The sequence below is a fragment of the Anaerococcus sp. C0059F3 genome (assembly GCF_056590475.1).
In genome coordinates, this window is the sequence record NZ_JBWPWE010000010.1 from 43,172 (window position 1) to 60,277 (window position 17,106).

At 37.4% G+C, this 17,106-nt stretch carries 14 protein-coding genes; 5 read left to right on the forward strand and 9 right to left on the reverse strand.

The genetic code is table 11. The annotated features are described in order from the left end of the window. Positions 1-182 precede the first annotated feature (182 nt). The gene (locus AC1EJ5_RS07470) at positions 183-671 is read left to right on the forward strand and encodes a methyltransferase family protein (RefSeq protein WP_479815497.1); all 489 of its coding nucleotides are present in this window, start codon (positions 183-185) and stop codon (positions 669-671) included. A gap of 78 nt (positions 672-749) precedes the next feature. Here the strand turns inward: AC1EJ5_RS07470 and argF are convergent, their stop codons facing one another. After that, positions 750-1,784: an ornithine carbamoyltransferase gene (gene argF, locus AC1EJ5_RS07475; RefSeq protein ID WP_223418439.1), complete on the reverse strand. Its 1,035-nt coding sequence runs from the start codon at positions 1,782-1,784 to the stop codon at positions 750-752. A gap of 4 nt (positions 1,785-1,788) precedes the next feature. Next, positions 1,789-2,778, reverse strand: a complete 990-nt coding sequence (locus AC1EJ5_RS07480) for a DUF4236 domain-containing protein (protein ID WP_479815499.1) — start codon at positions 2,776-2,778, stop codon at positions 1,789-1,791. A gap of 174 nt (positions 2,779-2,952) precedes the next feature. Here AC1EJ5_RS07480 and AC1EJ5_RS07485 point away from each other — a divergent pair, with 174 nt between their 5' ends. From AC1EJ5_RS07485 to AC1EJ5_RS07500, 4 genes are all read left to right on the forward strand, one after another. After that, positions 2,953-3,201, forward strand: a complete 249-nt coding sequence (locus AC1EJ5_RS07485; protein WP_479815502.1) for a YkvA family protein — start codon at positions 2,953-2,955, stop codon at positions 3,199-3,201. 156 nt (positions 3,202-3,357) lie between these two features. Then, positions 3,358-4,554 carry a phosphoenolpyruvate hydrolase family protein gene (locus tag AC1EJ5_RS07490; RefSeq protein ID WP_479815504.1) on the forward strand — a complete coding sequence of 399 codons (1,197 nt, stop codon included), beginning with the start codon at positions 3,358-3,360 and terminating at the stop codon, positions 4,552-4,554. Positions 4,555-4,755: 201 nt separating this feature from the next. Beyond that, on the forward strand, positions 4,756-5,973 hold the full coding sequence (locus AC1EJ5_RS07495; protein ID WP_479815506.1) for a Tm-1-like ATP-binding domain-containing protein: 1,218 nt from the start codon (positions 4,756-4,758) through the stop codon (positions 5,971-5,973). Between the two features lie 35 nt (positions 5,974-6,008). Then, positions 6,009-6,839, forward strand: a complete 831-nt coding sequence (locus tag AC1EJ5_RS07500; protein ID WP_479815508.1) for a phosphoenolpyruvate hydrolase family protein — start codon at positions 6,009-6,011, stop codon at positions 6,837-6,839. Positions 6,840-7,149: 310 nt separating this feature from the next. Here AC1EJ5_RS07500 and AC1EJ5_RS07505 read toward each other — a convergent pair whose 3' ends face one another. From AC1EJ5_RS07505 to AC1EJ5_RS07535, 7 genes are all read right to left on the reverse strand, one after another. After that, complete coding sequence (locus AC1EJ5_RS07505; RefSeq protein WP_311480944.1) at positions 7,150-7,911, reverse strand: SDR family NAD(P)-dependent oxidoreductase; 762 nt, start codon at positions 7,909-7,911, stop codon at positions 7,150-7,152. Positions 7,912-7,971: 60 nt separating this feature from the next. Next, positions 7,972-9,795: a glutamine--fructose-6-phosphate transaminase (isomerizing) gene (gene glmS / locus AC1EJ5_RS07510; RefSeq protein ID WP_479815510.1), complete on the reverse strand. Its 1,824-nt coding sequence runs from the start codon at positions 9,793-9,795 to the stop codon at positions 7,972-7,974. 1,426 nt (positions 9,796-11,221) lie between these two features. Next, positions 11,222-11,410 (reverse strand): hypothetical protein, encoded by a 189-nt coding sequence (locus AC1EJ5_RS07515; protein ID WP_308749544.1) that lies wholly within the window; start codon positions 11,408-11,410, stop codon positions 11,222-11,224. Beyond that, positions 11,407-13,023 carry an ABC transporter ATP-binding protein gene (locus AC1EJ5_RS07520; protein WP_223418426.1) on the reverse strand — a complete coding sequence of 539 codons (1,617 nt, stop codon included), beginning with the start codon at positions 13,021-13,023 and terminating at the stop codon, positions 11,407-11,409. Before AC1EJ5_RS07520 ends, AC1EJ5_RS07515 begins: the two co-directional genes overlap by 4 nt. Beyond that, on the reverse strand, positions 13,013-14,011 hold the full coding sequence (locus AC1EJ5_RS07525) for an ABC transporter ATP-binding protein (protein WP_308749546.1): 999 nt from the start codon (positions 14,009-14,011) through the stop codon (positions 13,013-13,015). The genes AC1EJ5_RS07520 and AC1EJ5_RS07525 overlap by 11 nt, the downstream gene beginning before the upstream one ends. Before the next feature lie 8 nt (positions 14,012-14,019). Next, positions 14,020-15,972, reverse strand: coding sequence for an ABC transporter permease subunit (locus AC1EJ5_RS07530; RefSeq protein ID WP_479815513.1), 1,953 nt, complete (start codon positions 15,970-15,972; stop codon positions 14,020-14,022). 1 nt (position 15,973) lies between these two features. Then, the gene (locus tag AC1EJ5_RS07535; protein WP_223418418.1) at positions 15,974-16,936 is read right to left on the reverse strand and encodes an ABC transporter permease; all 963 of its coding nucleotides are present in this window, start codon (positions 16,934-16,936) and stop codon (positions 15,974-15,976) included. Positions 16,937-17,106 lie beyond the last annotated feature (170 nt).

A 17,106-nucleotide genomic window follows, 5' to 3' on the forward strand; every position in this document is an offset into this window, starting at 1 on the left:
ACCTCTATTAGTTCAAATCAAATTTTTAGGTTAATTGATATTGATAATGATTATTATAACCATACTTATTTGTAATGAATATCCATTCATATGAACGCTTATTATTGCATAAATTCTTGCCGAGAAATTAGACTGACAATATAATAAAATTATAGTAAATATTATTTTTCATGGAGAAAAAAATGAAAGAAAATAATTCTCTTCCTATCTTTGGAGTTGGCCCCATCTACGTCCTATCTTGTTTGATCCTAACAATCCTAGGGTTAGTTTTAAATTATAAGGGATATTTAGAAATTGGGAAAGTCGGCCAGGCTAAAACACTTTTTGTAATTATGGGTTTTATCTTAATAATTTTAGGCCTATACTTATGGGTAAAAGCTGTTTTGATACAAAAAATAAATGCAAGGGTCAAGGATGAAATACTTATTACCAACGGAGTTTATGGCATAGTAAGAAATCCTGTTTATACCGCTTTTATAAGTATTTTTACAGGAATTCTCCTATTTGCAAAAAATTATCTTTTGTTAGTCTTGCCAATTATTTTTTGGATATTTTTGACAATTTTGATGAAAAAAAGCGAAGAAAAATGGCTAAGGGACAAGTTTGGCAAGGAATATGACTTGTATTGCAAAAGAGTAAATCGAATAATACCATGGTTTCCAAAAAAATAAGCAATTAAAAAGCTGGTAGACAATAAGGAAAACCCCCTTAAGGCAAGGGGACTTCGCAAAATTTCTACCAGCTTTTTTCTAATCGTATTTTAAGGTTGAATATAAAATCGCCTTCACAGCAGGAATCCTGTTTTCAGTTTGGTCGAAAACCATGGATTTATCAGATCTAAAGACCGAATCAGCAACTTCCATCCCATTAAAATCCCAATCTTTCATATCTTCTGGGAGTTTGGCTAAGACTTTTTTTGCTAGATTTGACTTGTGGTCGTGGAAGGCTGGCAGACAGTGCATGAAAATCGCGTCCTTATCGCACATGGCCATTACCTCATCAGTCACCCTGTAAGGATAGAGCCTCCTTATCCTGTCCATAGGTGGGTCGTCCTTTTCTGTAAGGGCAATCCACATATCAGTGTAGATTATATCGGCATCTGCAACTGCTTCTTCTATATCATCTGTGTAAATCACATCTGAGTCGTGCTTGTCGGAAAATCTCCTAGAAAGTCTGACCAAGTCTTTTCTCGGGAAAAACTTCCTTGGTCCACAGCCTACAAAATCTATACCGAGTTTTGAACAAGTGATGACTAGAGAGTTGGGCATAATATCGCCAGGATAGCCAAGATATGCAAGTTTTAGGCCTCTTAGATATCCAAATTTTTCCCTAATGGTAAGCATATCTGAAATCATCTGTGAAGGGTGAAACATATCTGTCATAGCATTATAAATTGGTACTTCTGTGATTTTCACCAATTTTTCTAGGAGGTCTTGCTCGTGGCCCCTATAGACAATCCCGTCGTAATATCGATCAAAGACAGAAATGGTATCCTCAATCGATTCATTTTCGCCCATTTTTGCCTGGGTGTAGTTAATAAAGGATGTAGTCATTCCCAAATCAGCCGCTGCTATCTCAAAGGAAGTCCTAGTCCTTGCTGAAGCCTCCTCAAAAAGAAGGATAATATTTTGCCCTTCTAGGTATTTGTGAAGTTTTCTTTGGGCTTTCAATTCTTTAAATTCTGCCGCTAAGTCTATTAAATATAAAATTTCCCTCTCAGAAAAATCTTTGAGGGCTATAAAATTTCTTTTTCTTAAATCAATTCCCATCTTATTTTCCATCATAACATTATTTTCCATCTATAACTGTGTCTGAAAAGACAATTACTAGGTTAATATCCTTGTTTTTCATCTCCAAAACCCCATATTCCACAAGGTTGACTTCTGGATTGTCCTTGTATCTCATATCAGGTCCCCCGTCCTTGTTAGTGTGGAGATAGGTCTTTTCTATTAGGGTCGCGTCGGCAATTTTTTCCTCTTCTAGGAAATTTTCGCTCCTTAGGTCAACTTCTAGGTCCTTGTAATCAAGAGCCTTATTTGACCCATTTTTATTTATCAAAAGGGCATCTGGAAGGAAGGATAAGGTCAAATCTCCTGCCACAAGGCTATGGACCTTAACATTTGTTGATAAATCACCAGGAAGACCATCCTTAATCTTTAATTCTTTTCTCGCTGTGATTAAATTCCTATCATCATCTGCTTCTATTCCTTCGACCAGCCAAACCGCATCGCTTTCCAAAATTCCAGCCAAAAGTTTATTGGTAAGGTCATATTCATCCTTGGCCCCACCTTCAAAATCGTATTCGATTTCAACAGGATTTGCCTTTTTGTAAAAATACATAAGGGCTCCAAGGATTGCAATTATAACAAGGAAAGGCTGGATGAATGTAAGTATGATTCCCAAAATAAATATACCAAAACCCGGCTTTCTTAGAGGATATTCATAAGCCGCTTGGTCTAAGACATCCTTAAGGCCTGTTGATTCTAGGTTTTTAAAATCAAGGCCAAAGTCTCTTGACTCAGTCTCGTTTTCTTCTATTTGTCTTTGGCCACTTACTTTTTTATTTGCTTTTTTTGATCCACCACCAAGGGGGTTTGAGAAATCTTTTTGGTAGGAAAGGCCTGTGCCTGGTATATAGGCAGTTGTCCTAAAGCCACCATTTGCTTTTTTAGTCACCCTAAAGCCCTTGCCGCCCCATGAAAATCCCGGACCGGACTTGGACATATTAATCCTAAAGCCCTTGCCCAAATTAATACTTTTTCTAAATCTAAATCCCATAAGAACCTTCTTTCTTTAAATCATTATACCCAAAGATCGGCTTTTTCCTAAAAAGCATTTGTTTTATTTTTAAAGTTTAACTTCAATATTATTCGCTTGACTTTTGGTTTTTCCTAGTATAATGATATTAGAAGTTAAGATATTTAAAACACAAGTTTAATAAAAGGAAGTTTTATGAATAAATTAAGAAAAATGATACCAAGATATTTTAGGGCCCTAAAAAACAAGGAAACCCCTCTAATGGCAAAGATTCTCGCAGTATTTTCCCTTGCCTATATACTTTTACCAGCAGATGTCATCCCTGATATATTCCCATTTGTGGGCTATATAGACGATGCAGTTCTCACAGCAGGTCTCCTTTACTTTTCAAATAAGATGATTCCTGAAGAAGTAATTGAGGAAGTAAAGAAAATAGAAAATTAATTAAATAAACTGGCGTAATGTTTGCAAAGCTAAAAGACGAAGATTTTGGAAATCCTCGTCTTTTTCAATTATTATTATAAGAAAATATAACAGAGAAACATTAAGTTGATAATTAAAGTAAAATATATATAAAGCCGAAAAATTAGGATTAATATTATGGAAAGAAAAAAAATACTTAAATTATTACGTGCACAAATTAATATTAACGGTCATATAATAGGTGCCTCAGTAGGATCGGGCATGACTGCAAAGTATGCAGCAATGGGAGGATCTGATTTACTCTTAGCTTTAACAGCCGGAAAATATCGTATTATGGGTAGAAGCTCTTATGCCAGCTATTTATGTTATGGGAACAATAATGACCAAGTCATGGAAATAGGGCAAAGAGAGTTGCTTCCAATACTATCAGATAGACCATTAATATTTGGATTGATGGCGAATGATCCAAATATTCAGCTCTATGATTACCTGAAAGAAATCAAAAAGAATGGATTTTCAGGGATAGTAAATTTTCCAACAATTTCATTAATTGATGGAAAATTTCGACAAGGTTTAGAGTATGAAAATAATACCTTTGCAAGGGAAGTTCTCGCAATAAAACTCGCAAATTATCTTGATATGTTCACGATAGCTTTTGTGACTAATATCAAAGAGGCAAAGGCAATGATCAAAGCTGGAGCAGATATAATCTGTGTTCACCTCGGCCTTACAAAAGGAGGATATTTAGGAGCAAAAAAGCAAATATCCATTGATGAGGCAAGGATAATTGCAGATAATATCTTTCATGTTTGTGAAAAAATGAATCCCAAAATAATACGTATGGTTTATGCTGGCCCCGCCAACACTTTAGTAGATATGCAATACATATATCAAAACACCATATGTCAAGGATATATTGGAGGCTCAACATTTGATAGAATCCCAACAGAACAAGCTATTTTTAATGCAACAAGAGAGTTTAAGCTCTACGATGCAAATGTCTTAAATGATGACATAAAAAACAAACTAATCGAAGGATGCTGGAATTCAAATAATGCTGTAACTTTTGTAAAAGAGTATATATCAAAACATTATATGGAGAACATAAAATTAGGAGATATAGCCTTGGTAATTCATATCTCACCTTCTTATTTAAGTAGACGTTTTAAAAAAGAAACAGGTACTAGTTTTATTGAATATCTTGTTAGATATCGTGTTAATCAAGCCAAAGAATTATTAAAAGATGATAATATAATTTGTAAAGAGGCAGCAATTGCAGTTGGTTACTATGATTATGCTCAATTCTCAAAAATGTTTAAAAAATATACAGGATATAGTCCAATAAAATGGAGAAAAAAATTTACTAAAAAATAAAATTTATCCAAGAAACAAATATTCAAGATAGATAAATACATAAAAACATATATAAATCAAATTTTATCACAATCATTTACTAAAACCACATATTAAAAGCATATAAACCCATTTACCAAACACATATCTATGTTCTATAATTAAACTACAATAAGCTCATGAACTTATTTTCTAAATAAAATCTTCAGAAAGGAGATTCGAATGAAAACAATCGCTATCGTGGGAACGTTTGATACCAAGGGTGATGAGTTTCTATACATCAAATCACTTATAGAAAGTTTAGGCTGTAAAACTTTTACTATTCATACAGGTACATTTGATCCCAAATTTATACCAGATGTGTCTAATACAGCAGTTGCTGGCGCAGCTGGATATGAGATGTCGGAATTACTCGCAAAAAAAGATAGATCTACTGCTACAGAAGCTTTGTCAGAAGGTATGAAAAATATTGTACCAAAGCTTTATAATGAGGGAAAATTTGATGGTATCATTTCTTGTGGCGGTTCGGGTGGTACTGCACTTGCAACAGCAGCCATGAGAACACTACCTATTGGAGTTCCAAAGGTGATGGTATCAACAATGGCTTCGGGCAATGTATCCCAATATGTTGGAACTAGCGATATTATTATGATGCCATCAATTGTTGATGTTGCTGGACTTAATAAAATATCAAAAACAATTTTTTACAATGCAGCTGCCTGTATAGTTGGGATGGTTAAGCATAAAGACAAATTTAAACAAGAAGCTGAGGAAGATAAACCTTTAATAGCTGCAACAATGTTTGGTGTTACAACACCTTGTATAGATCAAGCTAAAGATTATCTAGAAGGAAAAGGATATCAAGTATTAGTCTTTCATGCAACTGGCACTGGTGGTAAAACAATGGAATCGCTAATAGATGCTGGCTTTTTTAAAGGCGTACTTGATCTAACAACTACAGAGTGGTGTGACCAAATCGTAGGAGGAGTACTGGCTGCTGGAACAAATAGATGTACAGCTGCTGTTAGAAATAGAATTCCTCAGGTTGTGTCAGTCGGTGCATGTGATATGGTCAACTTTGGCCCTATGGAGTCCGTACCATCTAAATTTTCTGGAAGAAATTTCTATAAACATAATCCAAGTGTAACATTAATGAGGACAACAGAAGTTGAAAATGCAAGCGTTGGAAAAGCCCTTTCAGAAAGATGGAATAAAGCCGAAAGTAAAATGGTTGTGCTTTTACCAAAAAAAGGCGTATCTGCAATTGATGCAGAAGGACAACCTTTTGAAGGAATAAAAGAAAGAGAAACCCTCTTTAAAGCAATTAAAAATGGAATAGATAATCCTAATGTAAAAATCAAAACAATAGATTGCAATATAAACGATAATGAGTTTGCTGTAACAGCCGCTGAAGAACTTATTAATTTAATGAATAAATAAAATTAGAAAAAATAAAAAATAAGGTAGGTATAATTATGTTAAATAAAACTAGAGCTGAAATAATGTCCGATTTTAAAGAAGAAGTTTTGAGAGGAAAAATTCTTGTAGGAGTAGGAGCTGGTACAGGTATTACTGCCAAATGTTCAGAAAAAGCAGACGTTGATATGTTAATAATCTATAATTCTGGACGTTTTAGAATGGCCGGCCGTGGTTCTTTATCTGGACTACTTTCTTACGGCGATGCCAACAAAATAGTTCAGGAAATGGGTCAAGAAGTTCTTCCAATAGTAGAAAAAACACCAGTTCTTGCAGGAGTATGTGGTACAGATCCTTTCCGCGTAATAGATATTTTCTTAAAACAACTAAAAGAACAAGGTTTTAATGGAGTTCAAAATTTCCCAACTGTTGGACTTATTGATGGAAAGTTTAGAGCAAACCTTGAAGAAACAGGCATGGGTTATGGACTTGAAGTAGATATGATTAAAAAAGCACATGAGCTCGATATGCTAACTTGCCCATATGTATTTGATCCAGACCAAGCTAAAGCAATGGCAGAAGCCGGAGCAGATATTCTTGTGGCTCATATGGGTCTAACAACCAAGGGTTCAATCGGTGCAGAAACAGCCGTCACTCTTGATGATTGCTGTGAAAAAATACGTGAGATTATTAAAGCAGGACGCGAAGTTAATCCAGAAATAATGGTAATATGTCATGGTGGACCAATTGCAGATCCAGAAGATGCAGAATATGTTATTAAAAACGTTCCAGAAATAGATGGCTTTTTCGGCGCATCATCCATTGAAAGGCTTGCATCAGAAAGAGGAATGACAGCTCAAGCATCGGCATTTAAAGCTATCAAAAAATAAAAGCAAAATAGATTATAATCAACTAAGCTTCTATTATAATTAACAATAATTTACTAAATAGTTAATAGCGTGAATTTAAAGTTAACATCCTTGCAAAAATAACAATAATATAACAAAACCCATAAAAAACGGTTTATTTAATAATCTTTTAAGCGGAATGTAATCTGAATAGAGCACGATACATTCCGCTTATTTTTTAAATCTATACTCATTTTTATTTTTTAATGTATTTGATTATGCAAGAACCCCTCAATCCATATTAAGAATTTTGGGGTTCACTACAAAAATAGACATATTTTCTTTACTTATATTATTCAGCTGCTAAGACTCCGCCGTCTACAACAAGGCCTGCGCCGTTAATAAACTTAGCGTCATCGCTTGCTAAAAATAGACAAGCTTTTGCTATATCAACTGGTTGGCCCATTGGGTTGTCTGCTTCTATAGCTGCCATTACCCTGCCAAGGCCAAATTGGTTTATCTTTGAATAATCGCCCACAACTCCAGTTTCTATACCTCCTGGAATTACAGAATTAATTCTAATTCCGTCTTTTTTATACATATGGGCTGAGTTTTTGGAAATACCTAGTAAGGCGTGCTTGCTTGCTGTGTAGGCTGCACCTGCCTTAGCTCCAGCTACTCCAGCTAGGGAGTTGACATTTACAATATTGCCGCTTCCTTGTTTACGCATTATATTAATTGCCTCTTTCATGGCAAAAACTGGTGCATTTAGGTTTAATTCCATAACCCTGTCATAGAAATCTCTTTCAAGTTCTCCTAAAGGAATGAAATCATCCATAATTCCAGCGTTATTAACTAAAACATCAAGCTTGCCAGTTTCATCTATGGCCTTTTGTAGCATAGCCTTTACAGAATCACCGTCTGTTAGGTCGCCTGGGAAAGGCACTATCCTTCCTTCAAAGTCCTTGCATTCTTCTTTTAATTCTTCTAAAAGATTTGCCCTCCTGGCTACAGCTACTACAACTGCACCTTCTTGGGCAAATTCTTTGGCAATTTCTCTACCGATTCCGGAGCTTGCTCCTGTTACAACTACTGACTTATCTTTAAATCTCATAAAAACCTCCTTTACTCTCAAACTCTCTTTTACCCCTAAAGTCGGTTTACTAAACTAAATTTATTCGACAGTTACAGATTTAGCAAGATTTCTTGGTTTATCAACGTCAATGCCCTTGGCTGTTGAAGTGTAATAAGCTATTAACTGGCCTGGGATTACTGTTAAAAGTGGGTAGAGAATATCAAGGGTCTCTGGGACTTCAAAAATTTTCTTGCTTATTTTTTCCATCCTAGCATCTTTGTGGGAGGTGATGATAAAGACATTTGCTCCCCTTGCCACAACCTCTTCTACATTTGAAAGGGTCTTTGCTGTGAGGTTTTTCTGGGTCATGATGGCAATTACTGGAGTATTTTCCTCAATAAGGGAAATTGTTCCGTGTTTAAGCTCACCTGCCGCAAAGGCTTCGGTGTGGATATAGGAAACTTCCTTTAGCTTAAGGGCAGCCTCGATTGTTGTTGCATAATCAAGGCCCCTGCCTATATAAAATAGGCTATGCTTATCCTTGATTTCTTCTGCAAATTCTTTTATTATATGATCATCCTTTAGGATTTGATCGATTTTTTCTGGTATTTCCCTTAGATTTTTAATGATTTCCTCATAGGTATTTTTATCAAACTTTCCTAACTTATTTCCAAAATCTAGGGCTAAGAGGTAGAGATTTACAATTTGAGTTGTGTAGGCCTTGGTAGATGCCACTGCTATTTCTGGCCCTGCATAGCAATACAAAGACCTATCCGCTTCCCTATCCATCGATGAGGCTAGGGTGTTGGTAATAAGCAGGGTCTCTGCCCCCTCGTCTTTAGCTAACCTTAGGGCCTTAAGGCTATCTGCTGTCTCCCCTGATTGGGAAATAAGGATTACTAGGGTATTTTCATCTAAGAAAGGCTCATTGTACCTAAATTCTGATGCTAAATCGCAAAAAACCGGGATTTTTGTAAATTTTTCAAGGGCCCATTTTCCTACCAAACCAACATTATAGGCTGTGCCACAGGCTACGATGTAAATTCTTTTGAATTTCTCAATTTCTTCCTTTGTGAAAGAATCTCCGTCAAAATGAATTTCATTATTCTTTATATTTAAGTTCAATAGCTCTTTAATAGCTGGCCCTTGTTCATTGATTTCCTTAATCATAAAGTGGTCGTAACCGCCTTTTGTGGCTGCATCCACAGACCAAGATATTTTTGTGATTTCCCTGTCGACTTTTTGGTTATTTCCGTCATAAATAGTGTAGCCGTCTTCTGTAATGTCGATAAGGTCACCATTTTCTAAATAGATTACGTCCTTGGTGTATTTTAGAATGGAAGGAATGTCACTTGCCATTATTATGTCACTTCCAGCAAGACCTACTACAAGTGGACTTTCAACCCTCATTCCGATTAGCCTTCCTGGCTCGTCAGCTGAAATAATCCCGCAAGCAAAAGAACCTTCTAGCCTTGCCTTGGCTTTTTTTACAGCTTCTAAAAGATCGCCACCGTAATATTTTTCAATTAAAACCGCTATAACTTCTGTATCTGTAGTTGACTTAAAAGTGTAGCCTTCGTCTTCGAGTTCTTTCTTTAATTCCCTGTAATTTTCGATAATACCGTTATGGACTACGGCAATTCTACCCTTATTTGAAAGGTGAGGGTGGCTATTTATATCACTTGCTTCCCCATGGGTCGCCCACCTTATGTGGCCAATACCAATATTTCCACTGATATGGTTTGCCTCAAGGGCTTTTTTGAGATTTGCGATCTTGCCTGCTTTTTTAACAACAGAAATAGCTCCCTCTTTAATAACGGCAAGACCTGCTGAATCATATCCTCGGTACTCAAGCTTTTCGAGACCGTCTACAATTACCTCCCTAGCATCAAGCCTTCCTTTGTAACAAACTATTCCGCACATAGTGCCTCCTTATTAATTTTTTTATGAGGCCACTGTGTTTTCTCTGTCACAGAAATTACTCTCTGCTTTTGTCTAACACTAAGGCTGTGAACCCAGGAAGCTCCCGCCGAATTTTCGATAACTTCCTCCCTCGTCATCCCAAAAGGATCTGGCGCTTTTTAATTTTTACCTCATCATTTTATTATATACTTTTTTATTTGCTATACAAAATTTTTATCCGAGATAAATTATCTTTTCACTAGGTGAGTCTATTAATCCAGGATTATCATCTTTTTTCTTCAATCCGAGATTGAACTTATCTTATAAATGTTCTAGGTCATTGACATGACCACTCCGTAACTGGGGGAACCCCAAGGGGGCTTTCCGCATGCCCCCTCATCGGGTTCCCCCAGGCCCCCTTTCCGTTTCACCCCCAGGCGGCCCCTATGGCGGGGAGCATAAACTGTGGATTTCCTTCGGAAATCTTTATTTAGTAGGGTTTACGTCTTCGTTTTGGTTTTTCTTTTGTCTAACTTTTTAAAATCCCAAGCCTCCTAAAAATTGCAATCTCGTTTGACTTATACTTTATATTTTTAATTAGTTCACAGTATTTATAATGCTTTTATTCGTAAAAAGCTGTCAGTGCAATTTTCTTTACGGATGCTTGGTATTTTAAAATACACAGTCTTGTGATTTTTTCTTCTTTGTTTGAAAACAAACACTAATTTAGCAATGTTTGGCGAAGCCAAACGTGCCTGGTAAAATCTGGAACTTCGAAGTTAATTCTCTAATCTACTGACAAAGATTTCTAATCAAGGGTTGCGTTAAGAAAACTGATTGTTTGAGGCGTAGCCGAGTTATCAGTTTTTAACAGCCCGAAGATTAGAAATCTGTGGGGAGATATGTAATCTTATACAAGGTAATTCTCTCTACATAAAAAAGCTTGCCGAAAAGGCAAGCTTCTGCTCCCGCACTCCGCCAAGGAGACGCTCGGGGGTGTAGCCGAGAGGGGTTTAAGGGGGACATAAACGCCCCTTGATTTGGGGCGTTTATGCCGGAAACGTAGTGCGGTAGCACGGAGGAGTTTGCAAAGCAAACGGGTTTCCGGCGGGTGAGGGACCCTGCGGAAGGTCCCTTGGGCCTCCCCTTTGAACGGAGGGGTCATGTAAATGACCTAGATTATTATTAAGATACAGTTAATCTCGGATTAACGAGCTAAGGAACGTAATCTTTTTACAATCAATGCTCCTATTCGTCGCATCGCTTGTAAAAAATTACATAAGGTTTTTCATAAATTTCTGCTTCGGTGCTTTGCACCTTGAGAAATTTTGAAAACCGTAAAAACTTTGATATCAAAGTTTTTACTACCATTAATCTCGGATAAAAAACTATTAATGGTTTTCTGGAATAAAAAAACCAGAATTTATAAAAATCCTGGTTTTCTAACTTACATAAAATATGCTATTAAAAATATTGGGGCGAGAAGAAGTAGGACAAAGGGCATGAAGACTCTCATGGCTGCTAGAAACATTGCCAGCTTATCGCCTCTTTCTAGGTTGTCCTTGTCTAGGAGATCTTCTTTTTCTTCTATTTCCTCTCTAGTTTTTCCCTTAAACCTGTCTATTGGTCTTTTCATATAGCACTAATTTCTTCTAATTCTTTGTCTAATTTGGCTCTTTCTGCCATAACCTTAGCGTGGGCTTTTTCTTTTTCTTCTTCAGATACATCCATTAAGTGGCAGGCAACGAAGTGGCCGTCGCCAACGTCTTTGAGTTCTGGTTCAAATTGTGAACAGATGTCCATAGCGTATTCACACCTAGTGTGGAACCTACATCCCTTTGGTGGCCTTACAGCTGAAGGAATATCGCCTTCGATTATTGCAAGCTCTTGACCTTGATCAACGTCAGTTCTTGGTATAGCTTGAAGTAGGGCCTTTGTGTATGGGTGAAGTGGGTTTGCGAATATCTTTTCAGAATCAGCAAGTTCTACCATTACACCTAGATACATTACACCAATCCTGTCAGAGATGTATTTTACAACTGAAAGGTCGTGGGTAATGAAGAGGTAGGTTAGGTTGTTTTCTTCTTTTAAGTCTTGAAGAAGGTTTATGATTTGTGACTGGATAGATACGTCAAGGGCAGATACCGCCTCATCGCAAACTATAAAGCTTGGTTTTAGGGCAAGGGCTCTTGCTATACCTATTCTTTGTCTTTGTCCACCTGAGAATTGGTGAGGATACCTATGAAGGAAGTATGGGGCGAGACCGCATTTTTCCATTGTTTCTTGGATATATTCGTTGTAGCCTTTTTCGTTTCTAGACTTGAATAAATCATGGCCTAGAACTCCTTCACCGATGATATTTCCTACAGTCATCTTTGTATCTAGTGATCCATAAGGGTCTTGGAAGATCATTTGTAGATCCTTGCGGAGTTGTCTCATCTCTTCCTTGTTTAATTCTGAAAGGTCGATACCTGTGTCAAGTTGACTCTCAAGCTCATCAAAGCCTTCTTTGTCCCTAAGAGTATCTCTGTAAGCTTCAATTTCAGCTCTTTTTTCTTCAACTCTCTTACTTATTTCATCAGCCTTATTTTTTAATTCCTTATATTTTGGATCTTCATCTAGGATTTTGTAGTAGTCATCCCAGGTTCTTACCATCATTTGAGCCTTTTGCTCAAATTCTTCTATGTCAGTATAAACCTTAGCTCTTTCCTTTAGGACTTGGTATTCTCCGTTAAGGAGGTTTGCTACCTTGCCTAGGTCATCTGAAGCTAGAAGTCCACCGGCAATTCTTATCATATTTAGGTATTCTTCTTCGATTGCACGACGTTTGAACATGGCTTTTTCGTTATTCATTGCCCTGTCTTCGTCGGTTTCAGATTTTTCTAAATCTTCATAGATTTTATTTAATTCATCTAATTCCTTGTGGTAGTTAGGGAATTTTGATGGGATTTTACCAATCATCTTGCCCATGTACTCTGGAGCAAGTTCTTCTAGAGTTTTTCCGTAATAAAGGGTTGTTCCCTCTGTTTGCTCATAAATTTGTAGAAGTGTCCTTCCGAAAGTAGACTTACCACAGCCTGACTCTCCTACAAGACCAAGTGTTTCACCCTCATAGATGTCTATAGATATAGATTCGTTGGCGTGTACATATTCGCCTGGGCCCTTGTTGAAAAAGCCTTTTTTCTTAAGAGGGAAATATTTTTTGAGGTTTCTTATCTTAAATAAGACCTTCTTGTCTTTATTTTCCATCTTCTCTTTCCTTTCTATTTGGGTAATGGCACCTGATTAATTGGTGTTCATTTACTGCCTGTAATTCTGGCATCTCTTTGATACATCTTTCTGTAGCAAATTTGCACCTTGCCGCAAACTTACAACCGTCTGGTAGGTTTAATGGGTGAGGTACGCTTCCTGGTATTATGTCTAATCTCTCATTCCTATCTGAAGTGATAGATGGGATAGAGTTTAGAAGGGCTACAGTGTATGGGTGGTTAAAGTCTGTTATATCACGTTTGAAAATAAATTCTACTGGTGATTGCTCAACGATCTGTCCGCAGTACATTACAGCTACTTCATCAGCCATTTGGTTAATAACACCAAGGTCGTGGGTGATAAAGAGGATTGATGTGCCAGCCTTGTGCTTAAGGTCATTCATTAGCCTTAGGATTTGGGCTTGGATAGTTACGTCGAGGGCTGTAGTTGGCTCGTCAGCTATAAGAAGCTTTGGCTCACAAGCAAGGGCCATGGCTATCATAACCCTTTGGTTCATACCACCTGACAATTCAAATGGATATTGCTTGGTAACTACGTGTGGGTTTGGGATTTTAACAGCTGCAAGAAGTTCTTCAACTCTTTCAGCTGCTTCTTTTTTATTCATGCCTTTGTGAAGCATAAGTACTTCTGAAAGCTGTTTTTCTACAGTAAATACAGGGTTTAAGGAGCTCATTGGCTCTTGGAAGATCATAGAAATCTTATTTCCCCTGATATGCTCCATTTGGCTTGTTTTATATTCGGAGATTTTTTCTCCATCAAATATTATTTCACCACCATAGATCTTTTGGTTAGCTTCAAACAGTTGGAGAATACTCATAGCTGTCTGACTCTTACCAGATCCAGACTCACCTACAAGACCTAGGGTTTTTCCAGCGTCAACAGACAAGGTTACGTCGTTAACAGCCTTGATTAGACCACGCCTTGTAGAAAAGTAGGTATGAAGATTGTTTATTTCTAGTAAGCTCATAATTTCACCTATCTCTCGTTTGCTCTTGGGTCGATTGCATCTCTTAGGGCATCACCAATAAGGTTAACTGAGAATGATGTCAAGAATACTGCAAGGGCTGGGAATACCCATCTCCACCAGTAAGTGTTTAGTACATCCGAACTTTGGGCAGCTGTAAGCATATTACCCCAAGATGGTGTAGGCTCTTGAACACCGAATCCTAAGAATGAAAGACCACTTTCAGTAAGAAGGTTGCCTGCGTAACCAATTGTCGCATTTACTATAACAATTGATAGGACGTTAGGGAGTATGTGCTTAACCATAATTGACCAATCCCTTACACCAAGGGCCTTGGCTGCTGTAATATAATCCCTTTCACGTTCTGCAAGGATTTGTCCACGTACCAAACGTGCAAGTCCTGTCCAACCTAGGATACCTAAAAGAATCATAACCATGGTTATTCTTTGCTCTTGGCTAGCTCCTGGAGGTAGGAGGGCAGATAGGGAAATAAGCATTGGGTAGAATGGGAAAGATGCAACGATCTCTGAAATCCTCATTAAGATATTATCAACTCTACCGCCGACAAAACCTGAAACCATACCTATTAAAACACCAAGTCCGATTTGGATGATTGTTGAAATTAGGGAAATTACCATGGTCATCTTGCCGCCGTGGATAAGTCTTGTGAAGATATCACGACCTTGGTCATCTGAACCAAACCTAAATCCGTTTAGTCCCCAAGTATTAATTTTTCCTTCTTTATTTACTGCGTAGACATTGAAGTAGTTTGAGAAAATTTGGTCGAATTCGCCATCAGGTGTATCAAGCTCTCCATAGTTTTCAATACCCCATTGGTGAACCTTGCCATTTTCGTCAAGAACTGAAATAATTGAATCACTTGCTTCTATATCTACGATTTTAGCATCAAATTCTGGAATAAAGTCTCCAGATAACTTATCTCTAGATGGACCCCAAACATAAAGTTTGCCATCTTCTGTAAGAGCTGCTGCGGAATTGGCTGTAAGAACTGCTTTTTTAGCCTTAACCTTGCCTTCTCTAAGCTCAGCAGGCATAGCTGTATCATTTTCAGCACCTCTTACACCAAGGAGGTCAACAGACCCATCTTTTTTGGTTACTATTACGTTAATTGTGTTACAATCAAAGTCCACTACCTGACCTTGGATGGCAGATGGGATCATATCAAGCCTTGAAGCGAGTGTTGAACCCCAGATTACAAGGTTTCCTTTATTTGTAAGTACAACTGAATATTGGGTACCACCGCCAAGTTTTGCGATTCCCTCTTCTTTGATTTTGGCTTCTTGCATTGGTGGAACTTTTGTTTGTTCAAAAGTCTTATTACCCCAACCATAGATTTCATTATCTTCTGTAGCAATTAAGATGTGTCTATCACCAGCTGCTACGTCTTTTATTTTTTTGCCTTTGATTTTTTCTTTAACATCTTCTGGGATTGTTAAAACATCGTCTTCGTTGTTTGAACCCCAAACATAGATGTTATTTTCTTTTGTAAGACCAATGGCAAAGGTATTACCTATTGAGATTTTTTCAACGCCTTCTTTTTCCATTTCGCTTGGATAATTCATATATCCCGCTCCTGGAGAAACGTTGGTTAGGTTACCTTGTGAGTAATATTGGTTAAATGGTAGCATCTTTGAACCAACAAAGATTACAAGAACAATTGCTATAAACATAGCAAGTCCTATAACACCAAGTGGGTTTCTAAAGTAGTTTCTAAGGGCAACCTTACCTGGTGACATAATGGCTTCTTCTTTTAGCCTATCATTTTCTGGTTCTTCCTGTGGGCCACCTTCTAGATTTGCATTAAGGTCATTTGTTGGGCCTTCATTTTCTGGGCTTGGTGTATGGTTATCTTCCATGCCACTTGCAAAGGTAAATCCTCTCAAAAAATAAGTCTTGAGGAAGCCAAAATAAGATTTAAATGGTTTTTTTAATTTTCTATTCATATTAAGCCTCCAACTTAACTCTTGGATCTACTAGGGCATAGGCTATATCCATTAAGAGGTTGCCTAGAAGAGTAAGGATGGCATAGAACATTGATAGGGCAAGGATTACGTTGTAGTCTTGCGCCATTACTGCAGAAATAAGCTCATTACCGATTCCCCTGTAGGAGAAAATCCTCTCTGTGATGGCAGAACCTGAGAACATGCCAAGTACAGCCCATGTAAGCGCAGTAACTACTGGAATTAACGCGTTTCTAAAGGCGTGAGAATATACTACTGTTTTTTCTTTAAGACCCTTTGACCTAGCTGTTCTGATGTAGTCTTGGTCAAGAGCGTCTAGCATGGAGTTTCTTACATACCTAGAAAGGGATGCAAGCGAACCTACTGTTAGTGTTAGAGTAGGTAGGGTTAGGTATTTTACCCATTCTCCAAAAGTATTTTCCCTAGGCATACCATTTGCTGGGAACATCTTTAGCCTAAAGGCAAAGAAAAAGATCATTATAAGTCCTATAAAGAAGGTCGGTATAGATAGACCTACTAGGGTTAATGTCTGGGCCGTCTTGTCGTAGATGCCCCCCTTTCGGGTCGCCGACCTAATTCCTATTAGCACCGAAAGTACAAAGGAAATTATTGTAGAACCGATATTTAAGTAAACTGTATTTTTAAGTGGTTCAGATAGGTATTCCTTAACTGGTCTTCTAACTCTGGTAGACTCACCAAAGTCACCCTTAAGGGTCCTGCCTAACCATCTTACATATTGTTCTGGTAGAGGCTTGTCATAGCCATACCTTGCTGATAAGTTCTTATACATCTCTTCTTTTTGCGCCTTTGTCATCCTACCTGTAGTAGGGATCATTGCCTGGATAGGGTCTCCTGGCATGGCCTTGGAGAAGGCAAAAAGCATGATAGATATGATAAGAGCTACTGGTATTAAGTTTATTATTCTCTTAACTATATAACGTAACATATATATCCTTCCTCTTTTGATTTAGGCGGGCTTTTATGTATTGGTCAAATATTTCAATTAATTTTACGCCCAATCCTAAATCATATAATTTATACCTACAATACTATAATATTTCGGCCTTTTTGTCAACCTTATAGTTTATAAAAATCCTGAAGTTTTACAAATGATAA